This is a genomic window from Fulvimarina thalattae, from assembly GCF_040239565.1.
In the GTDB taxonomy this organism is placed as follows: Bacteria; Pseudomonadota; Alphaproteobacteria; order Rhizobiales; family Rhizobiaceae; genus Fulvimarina.
Genome location: NZ_JBEHWS010000013.1, coordinates 76050 through 93299, shown reverse-complemented (window position 1 = coordinate 93299; position 17250 = coordinate 76050). Strand labels below are relative to the sequence as shown.

At 62.1% G+C, this 17250-nt stretch carries 6 protein-coding genes; all 6 read right to left on the bottom strand.

Features of this window, described 5'->3' with window-relative positions; all coding sequences use genetic code 11:
* Window positions 1-80: 80 nt before the first annotated feature.
* The 6 genes from ABRA89_RS15715 to ABRA89_RS15690 are packed head-to-tail and all read right to left on the bottom strand — an operon-like array spanning window position 81 to window position 17085.
* The gene (locus ABRA89_RS15715; RefSeq protein ID WP_349942437.1) at window positions 81-1436 is read right to left on the bottom strand and encodes an MATE family efflux transporter; all 1356 of its coding nucleotides are present in this window, start codon (window positions 1434-1436) and stop codon (window positions 81-83) included.
* A complete protein-coding gene (locus tag ABRA89_RS15710) occupies window positions 1433-4660 on the bottom strand; it encodes an amino acid adenylation domain-containing protein (RefSeq protein ID WP_349942436.1) in 3228 nt (1075 codons plus the stop codon). The genes ABRA89_RS15715 and ABRA89_RS15710 overlap by 4 nt, the downstream gene beginning before the upstream one ends.
* A 25-nt stretch (window positions 4661-4685) precedes the next feature.
* Window positions 4686-9077, bottom strand: coding sequence for a non-ribosomal peptide synthetase (locus ABRA89_RS15705; protein WP_349942435.1), 4392 nt, complete (start codon window positions 9075-9077; stop codon window positions 4686-4688).
* A 10-nt stretch (window positions 9078-9087) separates the two neighbouring features.
* Complete coding sequence (locus ABRA89_RS15700) at window positions 9088-10155, bottom strand: LLM class flavin-dependent oxidoreductase (RefSeq protein ID WP_349942434.1); 1068 nt, start codon at window positions 10153-10155, stop codon at window positions 9088-9090.
* Between the two features lie 13 nt (window positions 10156-10168).
* Entirely contained in the window at window positions 10169-14806 is a 4638-nt protein-coding gene (locus tag ABRA89_RS15695; protein ID WP_349942433.1) for a type I polyketide synthase, read from the bottom strand.
* A gap of 35 nt (window positions 14807-14841) precedes the next feature.
* Window positions 14842-17085, bottom strand: a complete 2244-nt coding sequence (locus ABRA89_RS15690) for an AMP-binding protein (protein WP_349942432.1) — start codon at window positions 17083-17085, stop codon at window positions 14842-14844.
* Between the last annotated feature and the right edge of the window lie 165 nt (window positions 17086-17250).

Below are 17250 nucleotides of genomic sequence, written 5' to 3'. Positions count from 1 at the left end.
CGACTTCCAGAAACGGCCCGGTCCAGACGATTGATCGCCCAGCCCGATTGCGGTTATGACAGGCGGGATAGATCGGGTGCTCAGGCGGGCGATGCGTCAAACCAGCGACGCGCTCTCCAGCGATGCAGCATGTAAAAAGCCTTCAGCGTCTCCTCGACGATCATCGCAATCCAGACGCCTTCGACGCCTAGCCCGGCTATGGTGCAGAACATCCATGCGAGTGGAAGACCGATACCGAAGGTTATCGCGACGCTTGAAATGACCGGCACTTTCACGTCGCCGACCGCCCTCAGCGACTGCAGAAGAATGGTGTTGAGGGCAAATCCGGGTTGAATGAGAATAGTCAGAAAAAACAGGCGTTGCGAGATCAAAAAAACCTCGGCATCGGCGCTGAAGAGTGAGATGAAGAGTGGCGCGGACTGCCAAAGCAGCGTTGCCAGGGCAACCGTCGTGACGGCCGCAACCATGGCGGAGCGCAGCGCCTGCGCGTAGGCCTCTTCGCTTTTGCCTTCCCCCCGCCGATAACCGAGCAAGACTTCATTGCCCTGGCTGACGGCCATGATGACGAGAATGAGGAAGGTCATCGCGATCATCACGTAGGTGCGCGCCAGCACATCCGCGATGCCGAAGGCGCTGATGAAGCCGAGAAGGATCAGCTGGTAAAATCCGTACGCGATATAGTCTGACACGCTCGGAAAAGAGAGCGCGAGCATGTTTCTGATCTGGCCGATCCAGCTCCTTGCCATACCGGCAAGGGAATACACCCCGATCTCGCGGTAGAGGGCCAGCCCGAAGAGCAGGGCCATTGCGACGCGCAGAAGGAAAGCTCCCCATGCCGCACCGACGACACCCATGGCAGGAACCGGCCCGAAACCGAGAATGAGCACGTATTGGGCGGCCATGTAGAACAGGCCGAGGGCGAGCGCGATCATCACAATCGTGCGGCTTTTTCCATAGGCCCGCAGCGAGGCCATGGCCGCAGCTCCGAGTCCCTGAAAAACCATGGCGGCGGCCATGATGAACATATATGCCCGCGCATCGGGCATAAGCTCGGAAGGCGTATCGAGGAGCCCGAGCAGCATCGGCCCGAACAACGCGATCACGAGGCCGATGAACAGCCCGAGCAGACCGTTGGAGACAACGGCGATGACCGCGATCTGACGCGTGCCTGCATGATCGGCACGTCCCAGCCTGTGCGAAATCAGGATCACCGCGCCGATGCCGATCATGGCAGATACTTCGAAACCGATCTGAAGCACCTGCCGCGAGATCGCGATGGCGGCGGCGGCATCAGCGGAGAAGCTGCTGATGATCGCCATTTCGACGAGCATTGTCGTAAAGGTCAGGAGCGAGCTGAGAAAGATCGGAAAGCTCAGCTGAAATAGTGTCTGACGGGTCGCTGCAGCGTGGGATTGCGAAAGATCGGCCTGCGTCACGGATGCCGGACGCTTCTGTCGCCGCGCCGTCGGGCCAACCGATCGCGACCGGCCTTGCGAAGCTCGGCGCGACTGACTGCCGGATCGATCGCGGATGTGCCGCCAGCAATGCGGTCGATTTGCGCGGCGAGGGTTTCGAGCGTTGGAAAGCGAAAGAAATCGGTGATCGGCAATTCGGCGCCGAAGCGCTCTTGCACCTGGCTCTGCATGCTGATCACCAGCAAGGAATGGCCCCCACGCGCAAAGAAATTATCGTCAGGCCCGACATGGTCGATCTCCAGCGCCTTGCACCAGAGTTCGGCGAGCGCTTCACTGGTCGGGCTTGAAAGCGGGCGGTGGACAGGGCGTAAAAGAGGTGTGGCGCTTTCCATCGCCGCCAGCGCGTTGCGGTCGACCTTGCCGTTCGGGGTCAGCGGAAAGCAGTCAATTCCGGAAAAACCGGAGGGAATCATATAGGCGGGCAGGCGGGCTGCCAGGTGGCCGCGTAATGTAGCTTCATCGACCGGCTCGCTTCTCCAGCGTAACCAGGCATGCAACCGGGGCCCGGACGGCTTCTCCTCGACCACGGCAACGGCTGCCAGTACGGCGGGATGGGCAGAGAGCGTCGCCTCGATCTCTCCAAGCTCGATTCGGTGTCCGCGAAGTTTGATCTGACCGTCGGTACGCCCGAGAAAGTCGATGAGACCGTCTTCGCGTCGACGCACGAGGTCTCCCGTGCGGTAGAGGTTCAGACCGTCCTGCGCGTTGCTCGCGAACGGGTTGGGCACGAAGCGCTCGGCGGTAAGCGCCGCCCTGTTCCAGTAAAATGGGCTGAGGCCGGCGCCGGAAATGTATAGTTCGCCAGCAACGCCGTTCGCCACCGGTTCATTGCGTCGGTCCAGAATATACAGTCCGGTGCGATCGATGGGTGGACCGACGGGCGCATTGGGCCCTGTCAGCATCGAGCGCTCAAGCCGCACGGCCGCAGACCATATCGTCGTCTCGGTCGGTCCGTAGAGGTTCCAGAGCTCGCCGCAATGCTCCAGCAGTTTGTGTGCAAGCGCAGATGACAGAGCCTCGCCACCGCACAGGACGCGCAGAGCCCGATCTCCTTGCCAGCCAGATTCGAGCAGCATTCGCCAGCCCGATGGCGTCGCTTGCATGAGGGTCGGGCGCTCTTTTGCGACAAGCTCAGTTAGCCGCGACCCATCGCGCGCTGCCGCCGTATCGGCGAGAGCGACCGTGCCGCCGGCGGCCAGCGGGCCGAACAGTTCGAGCCCCGCAATGTCAAAACCGATCGTCGTCAGGGCAAGCAGTCGATCAGTTGCAGCAATGCCGGGTCTGCGCTGCATGGACGCGATGAAATTGGCCAGAGCATCATGGCGGATGGCGACGCCCTTGGGCGTTCCCGTGCTGCCACTGGTGTAGAGAAGGTAAGCCAGATCGTCGCCCTGCAGGGGCCTGACCGGTTCGCGCGATACATCTGGGGTTTGCGCGGTCAGCGCGTCGGGATCGACGATTTCGGAACTGGCACCACAGGACAGATCGCGCCCAATGACCAAAGACGCACCGGAATCGCCGAGCATGTAGGCGATCCGCTCTTCCGGATAGTCGGGATCGAGCGGCAGATAGGTTCCGCCCGCGAGCATCACTCCCAGAAGGGACGCGATGAGATCGGGTTCGCGTGGAAGATGGACTGCGATGACGCACCCTCTGCCATACCCGCGCGCGGCAAGTCCGGCAGCAATCGCCTGTGCGCGTGCGGCAAGATCACAATAGCGCCATTCGGTGACGTGGCCTTCTCCGTATAATCGGAGCGCAACCCTTGCCGGATCGCTCTGAGCCCGCGCCATGATGGCGGCAGGGATGAGCGGCGCGCGGGGCGGATCGTGCGGATCTTCAGCGGCTTCAAGGATCGCGCCGCGTTCCTCCGCACTCAGTATGTCGAGCCGGTCGAGCTTTTCGCCCATACCTGTGCAGAAGGCTTTCAGCAGGTTCTGGAAATGGTCGAGGATTGCGTTCGTGCGGTCGGATGCGATCCGGCGGGCATCCACGGTCAGGGCCAACTCGGTCTCTTCACCGGGAAAGACTCTCAACACAAGTGGATAGTGAGTGCGCTCAAAGCTTCCCGGATCGCTCAGAGAAAAAGAGGTCGCCTCGGCTGCAAAGGCGTTTTGCATCGACAGCGGAATGTTCTCGACGATCAGAACGCTTTCGAAGAGCGGCATTTCCGGCCCCGCGCCGCCCCAGCGATTGATGTCGGTGACAGCGACATGGGAATGGCGCTCTCTTTCCACCGCGCTGCGCTGAAGACCGCGCAACCACTCAGCAAGGTCGAGAGCCGGTTCAATGCGAACGCGCCCCGGCACCGTCCTCAGAAACAGGCCGACCATGGTATCCGCCCCCGGTAGTTCTGCCGGGCGTCCAGCCAGAACATTGCCGAACACGATATCTTCCTGCCCGCTGTAGCGCGCCAGAAGCAATGCCCATGCGCCCTGAAGAAGCGTTGCAAGCGTGATCCTCTCGCGTTTTGCAACGGCTGTCAGACGCGCGGAAAGACCCGGATCGAGACGGCGCCTGAGCTCCAGTGCGCCTTTATCGGCGTTGGCGGAATCAGGCGCCTTCAGTGCCGACAGGTCGACTGGAGCGGCCCCGGCCAATTCGGACCGCCAATAGGTCTCGGCCTCTTCCTTGTCCTGATCGGCGAGCCATTCGACATAGCGCTTGTAGGGCGGCGGCGGCGGGCCCAGTTTTTTGCCCGAATAAAGGCGCATCATGTCGCGCACGAGCAGCGCACTGCACCAGCCGTCCATGAGAAGATGGTGAAAACTCCAGACGAACCGGTATCGCCCCTCGACGAGGCGGATCAACGCAAAGCGCAGAAGTGGCGCGCGATCGAGCTGAAAGCCGCGGGCGCGCTCGCCAGCCTGCCATGAAGCGAAGCGCTCTTCCTGCGCCCGGCGATCGAGATCGGACCAGTCGAGCCGCGTCCATTCCGGTTCGGCGTCGTCGTAGACGACCTGAACCGGGCGATCGAGATCGACCCAGTGGCATTCGCTGCGTAGGACCTCATGCCGTCTGATAACCTCTCGCCAGGCCGCGACGAAGGCCGCCTCATCGAGGGTGCCTTCCACCGTGCACCAGCATTGCTCGAAATACGTGCCGGAATCCGGTTCCATCAGAGAATGGAACAGCATTCCGGCCTGCATCGGGGTGAGGTCGAAAAGATCGACAGGTTGGGACACGGGCTTTTCCTCGCCACTTGTGAGCTTAGGCGGACCGGGCTTTGAGTTTCTGCATCAGCCTGTCGGTCTTGGCGGTCGAGCCGGATTCATCGCTTTGTATGGATTCGATGGCGGCGACAAGCGCGTGAGAGAGGCGCTCGACACTTAGCTCGCTGTGGCGGCTTCGATCGTAGCGCCATCGCAGGGTAAGACCATTGGCGGTGAAATCGGCGATCAGAGCCAGATCATGTCCGGAAGGAAGGAGCGGATCGGGTGCATGCAGCAATGATATCCCGGTATCCGGGCTCTCGTTCCACACGAAGAGGAGTGAGCCGGGCGCCGAAGTCGCGGGGTCATGACCAGCCCCGCTCGTTGCGATCTGCCTTGTGAGATAAGCGCCGATCTTTGCCGGATCGGAAATTTCAGGATCGGTGAGAGCGACGGGGACCATCCGCGTGAAATTTCCAAGCGTCCGTTTCAGCGGAGCTGTAGGACGCCTCGATGTGAGGACGTCGATGCTTGTGGCATCGGTTCGCAGGACCTTTGCGAGTTCGCAAAGGATCAGATGTTCGGCAGAATTGCTGTTGCCACGTGCGCTGGCGCTCAGCCGCTCGAACGCCGTCGGTTCGAGGCTCACCGTGTAGCAGTCGCTAAGGGGCGACGCAGGCCCGCGCTCGGGGTTATCACCTGGGGTCGCTTTGCCCGGCGGGACGGTGGAAGCGTCCGCTTGCCATGCGATATAGTCGCCTGCCGATGGCAGATAGGCTTCGCCGCCGGCTGCAATGCGCCGCGCCGCCTCGCGCGCATCTTCGGCGAGCCAGCGCAGCGAGGGCGTGTCGAGCAAGGCGTGATGGGCGGCAAGGACGAGAACCTGTTCGCCATGGTGAAGAAAGAGCCCGGCCGCCCAGCCTGGCGGCTCGGATGGCGAGAGTGCGCCATTTGCCCATTCGATCAGTGTTTCGCGATCGGCTTCGGTCGGATCGCCGGGCATTTCGAGAAGGCGGTCGCGCAGTGCCGGATGGTGATTTTCGAGTGCCCTGATCGCGTCTGCTGCCACGGCGCTGGAATGTGCGAATGGCAGAGTGATCAGCCATGGCGAGCGATCAGCTTGAAGAGCAAAACGCTGCCAAGGAGAAAGAATGGTTCGGCTTGAAAGCGTATCCGCAAAAAGCAGAGCCTGCGCCGAAATCGACTGATGCTCGAAGATCTGCATCGGCGTCAGCCTGAGGCCCTTTGCCTGCGCCCGTGCCGAGATGCGCACGCCGGTAATCGAGTCGCCGCCAAGGTCGAAGAAATTGTCCTCGACACCGATATCCTCGCGCCTGAGGATGTCCGTCCAGATGGCAAGAAGGGTTTCCTCGATGGCATTGCGGGGCGCCACGACGACCCGATCAGCCGTTTCTTTTTCGGTTTCGGGCGCCGGAAGTCGACGCCTGTCGACCTTGCCGCTCGGATTGAGCGGGAACTCCGAAAGAAGAACGAAGGCCGTCGGAACCATATAGCGCGGCAGCTGCCGCTGCATCGCACGACGCAGTCGGCGCTCGGTCTCCGGTCTGTCTTCGAGATCGCCTGTTCCAACACACAGATATGCCACCAGTCTCTCATTGGCTGCATCGAGCGTGACGATCGCTTGCTCGACGCCATCTTCGGCAAGTAGGCGGCTTTCGATTTCTCCGGTCTCGATGCGGTGTCCACGCAGCTTGACCTGAAAATCGGTGCGGCCGATGAAGGCGATCTCCTCCTCCGACCGGCGAACCACCTTGTCGCCGGTCTTGTAGAGCCGCGAGCCGCGATATTCGTCAGCGCCGAAGGGATCTGGAACGAAGCGGGCAGCCGTCAGGGCCGGGTTTTTCCAGTAGCCGGGACTGAGACAGGCCCCACCGATGAACAGCTCGCCGGGAACGCCGTAGGGGACAGGCTCGCCATAGAGGTCCAGTACAAAGAGTTCGGTATTCGCGAGCGCGCCGCCGATCGGAATGGCGTTCTGTTTCGTGTGATTGGGCTGGATCCGCAGCGCACTCGCCCAGATCGTCGCCTCCGTCGGACCGTAGACATTCCAGAGTTCGCCGGTCGTCTCCAGCAAGCGTTCCGCCAGCGCCGGATCGAGCGCTTCGCCGCCACAAAGAGCGATCAGCTCGCGATCCCCCTGCCATCCCGCATCGAGGAGCATGCGCCAGTAGGCTGGCGTCGCCTGGGCATGCGTGACGCGTTCCTCACGCATCACGTCGATCAGTCTGGCAGGTGCGAGCAGAAGCTCCGGTCCGAAGAGAACAACCGTTCCGCCGACAATCAGCGGCAGCAAGATTTCGAGAATCGAGATGTCGAATGTCGGCGTCGTGATCGCCAGCATCCGGCTGCCGGGCTGGACGCTCGTGCATCTCCGCATTGCCAGCAGATGATTGAGAAGGTTCTCCTGCGTAATCGGCACGCCATTTGGCCGACCCGTGCTGCCGCTGGTGAAAAGGAGATAGGCGATCCGCGACGGATCCGGATCGGGCCACGTGATCGTGCCGATATCGCTGTTCGATGCAACGAGATCTGCCGGGTCGATACAGCGATGCACGGCGGACATCCCGGCGTCGTCGGTCAGTATGACCGCTGCTCCGGCCCTTTCGAGAACATAGGCCGTGCGTTCGGCGGGATGAGCCGGGTCGAGCGGGAGGTAGATCGCGCCGATCTTCAGCAAAGCGAGAAACGAAACGATGGAATAGGCTTTGCCGGGTAGGGAAACGGCGACGCAATCGCCTGCCTGCACCGGCTCCGGCATCCTCTTCAGCGCTTGTGCAAGTTTTGTGGCGGCGGCCTCCATCCGCTCATAGGTCCAGTCTTCTCCGTCACACCGGATCGCCACTTGATCGGGATATCGTCTGGCCATTTTGGAAATGGCGACATCGACGGTCGTGTCGGGAAGCGGGATGGGATCCTGGCCGGCAACGGCGACAAGGTTCCTTCTTTCGTCCCCGGAGAGATAGTCGAGCGTTTCGACAGGCGCCTGCGGGTCGGAGCATACCGACTGGAGCAGGTTATCGAAATGACGGGCCATCGCCTCCATGCGCCAGGCATCAAAAAGAGCGGTGCGGTACTCGATGTGGAACGCGTAGCCGGATTCGCGTCCCATGACATACCAGCTCAGGTCGACCTTGGTCTGACGGAGCGGCGCGGGATCCTGCCTGACACGCAATCCGGAAACGCCGAAATCGATATCTTCGGCGTTCTGCTCGCGATAGCCGGCACCCTGAACCTGAAACATGATCTGGGTGAGGGGGCTTTCGCGCACGCTCCTCTCCAGACCAGCGGCCTCCGCGAGCATCGGAAACGGAAACTCCTGATGGTCCAGCGCGTCGAAAAAGCGATCCTGAACGTGCACCAGCCAGGACTCGAAGCTCTGCCCCGCCGAAAAAGCGCTGCGAAGAACAAGCGTATTGGTAAAGAGGCCCACCAGAGCGGCTGAATCGGCTTCCTGTCGTCCGGCGACGGGAACCGAGAGATGCAGGTCGTCCTGGCCGGAATACCGATGGATCAGAAGCTTGAACGCTGCTGCGACTACGATGAAAGGCGTCGTCTTGAGCCGGCTTGCGAGCGCATCGATTTGCGCGCTCAGCTCTGGGGCGAGGACATGCTGAAAGGTAGCCGAATCGAGATTTGCGCTGGCGTGACGGGAACGGTCGCTCGGCAGTTCGATTTCGGGCAGCCCGGCGAGTTGCTCTGCCCAGAAGCGGCGCTGTCGCAGAAATTTCTCGCTGTCGAGGTAGTCACGTTCGGCCAGTGCAAAGTCGCCAAAACTGCGCGAAAGTGGAGCGAAATGAGGCTGTTTGCCTGCGACGAAGGCGCGATAGGCTAGTGTTAGCTCGCGCATGATGACACCGCGGGACCAGCCGTCCGCGATGATGTGATGGAGGGTGATCGCAAGGAGGTGCTTCTCCTTGCCAAGCTGAAAGAGGCGCGCACGCAGGAGCGGTCCTCTTTCCATGTCGAACGGTTCGGCCGCGGCGCGGCGCGCTTCGGTCTCGAGACGTTCCGGTTCGCTTTCCAGATCCACGAATTCGAGGGTAAACCGGTTGCCTGCGTCAAGCTCGCGCCTCGGGACGCCGTCGATCGCCGGGAAGGAGGTTCGAAGCGGCTCGTGCCGTTCCACGAGCGCCAGAAATGCCTTTTCGAGCGCCCCCGGATTGAGCGGCCCGTCAAAGTGCCAACGATAGGCGACATGGTAGGCCGAACTTTGTGGATCGAGGCTCTGCTGAATCCAGAAGTGTCTCTGGGCGGACGTCAGTGGGCGATCGTTGGAAACGGCCTGGTTTTCGGCTGTTGAGCCGCTTGGCGCTACGTCGTTCCAGTCGATGCCGCGCTCTTCAAGCTTGCGTCTGAATGCGGCGCGCTGCGAGGGATCGAGAGCCGCAATTCGATCGCGCAGCGCTGTTTTTGCGTCGGTCGAAGACACGTCCCGACCCTCAGGCGGATTCGCCGGAACGGACCGGTTCGCGGCAGATTTCCTGCAGCCGCACAAGATGCGGCAGCCCGTCCATGACCAGATCGTAATCCTGCACGAAATCGACGAGACAGGCGATCTCGTCGACCCCGGCATTCGAAAGCGCGGAAACGGTCTCGGCGCAGCTGTCCGGCGTGCCGATCAGCGAACGCCCATTCAGAAACCCTTCGACGCCGAACTCGATCAGACTGTCGATATCATCCTTGTTGAATGTATCTGATGACAGATCGAGCCCCATGCTGCGGGCGAGACCTTCCAGAAGGTGATAGTGCGTGCGCAGATAGTCGCTGAATGGCCCGGTGACATTGGCGCGAACCTGGGCTTCATCGGCGCCGAGATAGGTATGCACCATGATCGATACGGTGCCCGTTTCCGGATCGTGGCCATGCTTTTCCCGCGACTGCCGATAGGCTGCGATCTTCGGGCTCAGCGTCTCCACCGTTTCGCCGAGAAGAGCGGTCAGCACATTGATTCCACGCCGCCCGGCCTCGATGAAGGTCTCCTTCGACTGGCTGGCCACCCAGAATGGAATTCGCGGCTGGACAGGGCGCGGAAGGGTCTTGGCATCGACGATATTGCCGTCGGCATCCTCGAAGCTGACGCTTTCCCCTGAAAGGAGGTTCGTCACCTGATCGTAACTGCGCCACATCAGGCCGCGGCGACTGCCGTGCGGCTCACGCGAGAGGACGAATTCGTTCTTGGTCCAGCCCGATGCGACCGCCACGCCGACGCGGCCGCCCGACAGGTTGTCGACCACCGCGATCTCTTCCGCAACCCGGACCGGGTGGTGCAGGGGCAGGACGATCGAGCCCGTGCGAAGCTGGATTGTCTCGGTCACCATCGCAAGCGCCGCATTGATCAGGCAGGGATTTGGATAAAGGCCTCCGAACGCATGGAAGTGACGCTCGGGCGACCATAAGGCGGTGAGCCCGTTCTGGTCGGCATATCGCGCACTATCGATGATGAGGCGATAGCTGTCGTCCTTGCGGGCAGAACCGTCGCCGTCGAAGTAGAACAGACTGAACTTCATAAGGGGTCTCTCTTCAATTGAGCTCGGTGCGGGCGGTCGCGGAGGACTCTTCGATTTCGTCGAGCAGGCTGGAAATCTCTGCAGCCTCGCGCGCGTCCGCGTTCACCGCTTCGCGCAGGACCGAGGCGATTCCGCTCACAGTCGGAGCCTCGAACAGAAGCGCGCGCATCGGCAGATCGATACCGAATTCGTTGCGAAGGCGGGTGACGACCTGAATCGCGAGCAGGGAATGCCCGCCAAGTTCAAAGAAGTTGTCGTCGGCACCGACCTTCTCGATCCCGAGCAACTCGCCCATGACCTTCGCAACGCTGACTTCAATCTCGTCACCGGGCGCGACAAAGGGCTTACCCGACGGGCGCGAGGCCGGCGCGGGTGTCGTGACGGTCGATACGGTTGCCGGGGTTTGTGGACCAATCGCGTCCTTGATCCTCGCTGCAAGTGCAAAGGGCGAGACGATGGCGCGAGCGACATGCGGGTTGGCCAGGACGGCCTGCGTCGAGCGCCAGACCTCGTCGCTGTCGAGCGCGTTGGCGTAAAAGCCGCCGGCAGCTTCCCGGTCCAGTTCGTCAGGCCTGTAATGGTCCCAGTTGATCGCCTGCCAGACCGGCTTGTTTCTACCGGTCCGCGCTTCCACGAACGCATCGAGAAATCCGTTGGCACCGGCATAGGCGACAAGGCCGGGACCACCGACCAGTGTCGACAGGGAGGATTGCACCAGAACGAACTGCGGCTGGAGCCCTTCGAGCGCGGCCGAAAGAGCGCTGATCGCACCGGCCTTCGCGCGCCAGGGCGCTGCCAGTCGCTCGGCGTCGAGCTCGCCAAGCGGACAATGGAAGGCATCGCCCATGGCGAAGCATTCGAAGACGCCCTGGATGGAGCCGAACGCAGCCTGCGCTTCGGAAAGTGACGCCTTCAGCCAGTCAGCATCGTCGAGCGCGCCGCTCAAGACCAGGAAATCCTCTCCCGGGTTACCCAACTGACGAAGCGAGCGGATCAGACGGCAGATGGGCTCGTGCGGCGTATGTGTGGCCAGCCAGCCTTCCCATTCCGAAGGGGCGGGAAGTCCCGGCCGCGTGACGATAATCGCTTTTCCTTGAAGATCCCGAACGATGGCGCGGGCATAGACCATGCCCAGCCCTTCGCTGACGTCGCCCGCGACGAGATAGGTCGCCCCCTTTTGCAGAGCCGGCACCGTTTCCGGCACTTCGAGCGGCATTGCTTCATGCCCCGCCACCCAGAGATAGGAATTGCGAAGGGCAGCAACTCGGAGCCTGTCGTCAAAAGGGGAGGCCAAATAGCCGGCAAGCCCCGCCACCGGCCATTGCCTGTCGGCAAGATCGAGACTGCGGCATTCGACCGGGCCAATCTCCTGCGACAATGCAATCAGGCTGGCGGGAAGCCCCGCCATACGCGGATCGGTCTCTTCGTTGCCGATCACGCGATGCATGTGAGAGCCGACGATCGTCAGGACACCGGGCGCGTCGTCCAGTCCGGCCAGCGCCTGCCCAAGCGCGATCGCCGATCGCATCGCCGCATCGGCCTCTCCGTCAGCAAGACCGGCTGCGCATACGATCTGATCGGGCATCGAGTCTCGCGCGGCGAGATCGGCGAAAAGGCTTCGGTAGTGGTCGGCGTTATGAAAATCGAGAACATAGCCGCCGCTGAGAGCAGCGAATTCCTGCCCACGCTCGACAGCGATTGTCTCCACCCCGGCAGGAAATTCGCCGGCTGCCTGCGTCACATCCGAAGCGTTGATGAGCAACCATCGCTTCGATTTACGCCTCGCGCAGGGGGCGGGTACTGTTTTTCGCGACCAGACCGGCTGACTGAACCAATCCCGCGGACGTTTGAGCCGCAATGATCCGTCCACCGCAGCATCGCCGAGGTGCGTGCCGTCCATCTTGTGGGTCGGTGGTGCAATCCAGTGCGATCTTCGCTGGAAGGGATAGCCGGGGAGACCGACACGGCGCGGCCGTTCGATCGTCTGTACTCTTGCCCAGTCTATATCGAGCCCGGCGGTCCAGAGCGCTCCGAGCGCCAGTCTGATGCCGTCCGATGTGTCTGCGGAGCTTTGTGCCTCCGGTATCACGGCAAATGCGCGGCTGTTTTCGACTGACTGCTGATGTGCGAGACGGGTCAGTGTCGATCCCGGTCCGCACTCCAGAAAGACCGGACTGTCGAGTGTCATCAGACTTGCAATGCCCGGCCCGAACTGCACCGGCCTGCGCATCTGCTCGACCCAGTATGCGGGATCGGTAGCCTGCTCGTCAGTCAGCCAGTTTCCCGTGACATTGGAAACGATGTCGCGCTGCGGCCTGTTGAGCGCCACGGTCGCAAGAACCTTTGCGAACTCCTCGGCGACCGGCTCCATCATAAAGCTATGAAAGGCGTGAGATGTTCTTAGAAGGCGACACCCGAGGCCGCTTCGGTCGAATTGATCGGCAAGTTTTGCGATCGCGTCCTTGGTGCCTGCGAGGACGCAGCTGCGCGGCCCATTGATTGCCGCAAGCTCCACGTCCTGCGAGACGATATTCTGCGCTTCTGCAGGGGTAAGCGCGACCGAAAGCATGCTGCCGGGTTCGCAGGACTGCATGAGCCGTCCGCGCTCGCAGACGACATGCATGGCATCTTCGAGGGTGAAGACGCCTGCGAGGCAGGCGGCAGCGTATTCCCCGATACTGTGACCGAGAAGCGCGCGCGGCGCGAGCCCTTTCTCGCAGAGCATTCGGGCAAGAGCGTATTCGAATGCGAAAAGGGCAGGCTGCGTTGCCTGCGTTCGTTCCGGCGCATGGGGATCAGCTTCATCTGGCGAGAGAAGCAGAGCGCGCAGATCGAGCTCGTTCGGCGCAAGATCGAGACAGGCCTCCAACGCCTCGCGAAAAACCGGTTCGCTCCTAAAAAGACCACCCGCTATCCCGCGATACTGAACGCCCTGACCTGGAAACAGAAAAATCAGGCTCGGCTCGCCGGAAAGTGGCTGGCCGCTGACGAGTGTCGGGGCCTCTCCGGCTCTCAGAGCCTCAATGGCTTGTCGAGGCTGACGCGCGAGGACCGCCAGGCGATGTGGCATGTCTCGGCGCCCGGTCTGCAACGTGTAGGCAGCGTCCGCAAGTGCGGGTGCCGAGCTGCCTTCGAGGTGTGTCGCGAGGTCGTGACGCATAATCTCGAGCGCTTCTGGATTACGGGCCGACAGAGGCAGGAGAACCGGGATATCCGCAGCGTCGAGAGGACCGGCACCGGCTGGCCTGGAACCTTGCTCGATGATGAGATGGGCGTTGGCGCCGCCCATGCCGAAAGCGCTGATGGCGGCCCGTCTGGGGCGATCGTCCGTCTCCGGCCAGTCGAGCGCCTCCTTAGCGACGCGAAAAGGCCCGGCATCGAAACGGCAGCGCGGGTTCGGGCGGTCGAAATTGATGCTCGGCGGAATTTTTCCGTTCTGCATCGCGAGGATCGCCTTGATGATGCCACCCATTCCGGCGGCGGCGTCCATATGGCCTAGATTGCCCTTCACCGAACCGATGGCGCATGTCCGCCCTGCAGACATAAAGGCCTTGCCGTATATGCGGTTCAGGGCATCGATCTCGATAGGGTCGCCGAGAGCCGTTCCCGTGCCATGCGCTTCGAAATAATCGATGCTTGCTGGGTCGATCGCCGCGGTCTCTAAAGCCGATTGAAGTACGGCTGCCTGACCGCTGACGCTTGGGGCGGTGACGCCCACCTTGGCCGAACCGTCATTGCCGATCGCCGAGCCGCGGATGATGGCATAGATCGTGTCGCCGTCCTTCGTCGCATCTCCGAGCCGTTTGAGAACGAGTGCCCCGACGCCGTTGGTGAACACCGTGCCTCCGGCGGCGGCGTCGAACGGCCGGCATGTGCCGTCAGAGGCAGCGATGCCGCCGGCGGAATGTGTGTAGCCGATTGGCCGTGGCGTCAGCACCGAGGCGGCACCGGCAATCGCGATGTCGGTTTCTCGCGCCAGTAGCGCCCGCATCGACAGATGCACCGCGACCAGCGCGCTTGAGCACGTTGCCTGAATGCCGACGCTCGGTCCGCGCAGATCGAGATGATAGGCAACTCTAGACGCCATCATGCCGCCGACATTGCTGAGCCCGGCATGCAGGGGATCGACTGCGCCGTTGTGCGACGCATCCATGGCGACGTTGGCGAAATAGCTGTTCAGCGAACCCGCAGCGAAAACACCGACCCGATCCTTTGTATCGCGGCCGCCATGCCCCGAATGCTCCAATGCGTGATAGGCGCATTCCAGAAAGACGCGCTGCTGCGGGTCGAGCAGCGCTGCATCGCGCGGTGAATAGCCGAAGAATTCAGCGTCGAAGCCGGTCGGGTCGTCGAACCCACCCCAGACCGGAACATACTCGCCGCGTTCGCCCTGAATGGCGTCGACACCCGCTTCCTGGAGTTCCGCAACGCTCAAGCTTCGCAGGCCGCATTGCCCCGCATCCAGGAGCCGCCAGAAGGCGTCGATATCCTCGGCGCCGGGGAAACGCCCGGCCATTCCGATGATCGCGACCTTCTCCTCCCGCTCATTCTGAAGCTCCTCGATGCGCGCACGCGCGCTCGCGAGGAGGTCGGTCATAGCGGCCTGGTCGAGGTCGCCCTCGGCCGGCTTGTTGGCATCAACGTTACGCATATCGGGATCCGTTGTTTCTCGCTCGGCCGGTTCCGTCAGTGTCCCGTCGCGGCGAGCAGCGATCGAAGCGCTTCCGCTTCGGATGCGAGCGCGTTGTCGGCGCCTGGTTCGAGCGCTGGCTTGCTGGCGTGTGACGTCTGGCTCGGTTCGGCGCGAACCTGTGTCTCACCGAGATCGATCTGTCCCAGCAGATGGTCGGCGAGTGCCTTGATCGTCGGAAACTCGAAAATCATCGTATCGTGGGTCTCGATTTCGAGTTCGCGCTCGACAGACGCCGAGAGATTGACCAGCGCAAGGGAGTCCATGCCGAGATCGAAAAAACCCGTCGAAACATCGGGGAGATTTTCGGTCGGAAGCCTCGCGAGAATGGCGATTTCTTCCCGCAGAAGCTGGCGCAGCGTCTGCTTGCGGCGCGTCGGGGGCTCTTGCCGCAAGCGCTCCTTCCAGCCAGCCTGAATCGTCATGGCGGGGGCGACAAGCTTGGCCTGCGGGCGGGCTTTCCACTCCGCCACGGTTCGCAGCTCTCCCTTCACGAGGCCGTCGCGACAGGCAAAACGACGAACCTTGCCGCTCGGCGTGCGTGGCAGATTGCCGGGTCGTATCAAGGCGATCGCGGCCAGTTTCAGATTGTGTCCACGCGAGACGGCGGCGCGAATGGTCCGGAAGACCTCGTCTTCATCCAGGCCGCGCAGACCTTCGCGCGTCAATTCGCAAACGACCCCCACCTGTTCCGTGCCGTCGATTTCGAGGCCGAAGACGCCGGCGCGTCCCTGCGCCAGCCCCGGATGGCAGGAAAAGACGGTCTGCTCGATGTCTTCGGGGAAATAGTTCTGGCCTCGAATGATGATGAGGTCTTTCAATCGCCCGACGATATAGATCTGGTCCTCGATCATGGCACCCAGATCCCCGGTTCGCCGCCAGCCGCCCGATCCCTCCAGGTGCTGGTCGAATGTCTCGGCATTCAGTCGCGAGCGGCCCCAATAGCCCGGCGAGACATTGGGCCCTTTGATCCATATTTCCGCGACAGTGCCCTTATCGACGCGCTTCAGCGTTTCGGGATCGACGAGCGCCATTTCGAGGCCTTTGGCGGGACGCCCGCAGGCTGCCAGTTCCACGCGGTCTTCAGCGGGCGTATCGGAAGGCGCTTCGACAAGCCGTCGTCCGGTTGCAAGATCGGCGCGGCGCATGGATCGGACGATCGGCGGTTCCTCGGGCCGATTGCCGGCCTGGAACAGCGTTGCCTCCGCCTGGCCGTAGCAGCAATAGAAGGATTGCCAGCGGAAACCGAAGGGCTCGAAGGTCGATGTGAACTGACGCAGCGTATCGGGGCGGACCGGTTCGGCGCCGCTATAGGTTATGCGCAAGGAAGACAGATCGAGCCCAGCGGCAGCCTTTGCCGTGAATTTGTCGGCGCAATGCTGATAGGCGAAATTGGGGCCGCCGATCACGGTGGCCCGGGCATGAGTGACCAGATGAAGAAATCTGATCGGCCGCCGCAGGAAGGAGGCCGGCGCCATCAGCCATGCGGGAAAGCCATTATAGATCGGGGCGAGCAGCCCGTCGATCAAACCCATGTCGTGATAATGGGGTAGCCAGCAGGCCGCACGGTCACTGGAACCATATCGAGCGGCAATTGCCATCTGTTCGAGATTCGCGATCAGATTGCCATGGGTCACCATGACCCCTTTGGGCTCGCTGGTGGAGCCCGACGTATATTGCAGAAACGCGATTTCGTGGCCTTCGGGCGCGGTGAAGGCCAGTTCTACGTTCACCGGGCCGCAAGAGTTTGAGCTCTCGGCTCCCTCCGGCGCCAGACAAAAGCCGTGCCCGATGGCCTGCTGCAATGGGCGGAGCGTCTCGAGCAGATCGTCTGCGCACAGGATACCCGATATGCCCGCATCCCGTGCGATGTGAAGCCAGCGACTGATGCCATCCGTCCGCCGGGGCGCGGGGACGGGCACGGCGATGGCGCCGGCGTACAAGCACCCGAGAAAGGCCGCGAGAAAAGGCAAACCGGGCGGATAGACTACCAGCAGTCTCGACCCCTTCCTTGAGAGACCGTTCGTCGTGATCTGCCGGGCGACCTGTTTGGCCCGATTGGCAAGCTCCCGCCAGCTCCAACTGGTGGGAACCGCCTGATCGAAGGGCGTCGAGTCATCCTCGTAAAAGCGCAGGCCGATCATAGCAGGCGTTTCAACGCAGCGACGCTCGAGCCTGGCGATGATGGAGTCATTCTCGCGCTTCAAACCGACGCTTTCGGTAGCTGACAAATGCTGCACTCCGGCATCCCCGTTTGGCCGCTCTGCTTCTAGGCCGGCATCGACGAATATCAACTTCAGATAGCATTTTCTGAAAGCTGTCTTCGTCAGCTCTCCGGCTCACCGACTCCGATTTCTCCGCTTGGAATACCGACCGGCTTGATCGGACACCTATTAAACTTGACA

Bases quoted from the DNA above. Each gene is read 5' to 3' on its own strand.
- ABRA89_RS15700 (WP_349942434.1), bottom strand. From the start codon at position 10,155: ATGAAGTTCAGTCTGTTCTACTTCGACGGCGACGGTTCTGCCCGCAAG.
- ABRA89_RS15695 (WP_349942433.1), bottom strand. From the start codon at position 14,806: ATGCGTAACGTTGATGCCAACAAGCCGGCCGAGGGCGACCTCGACCAG.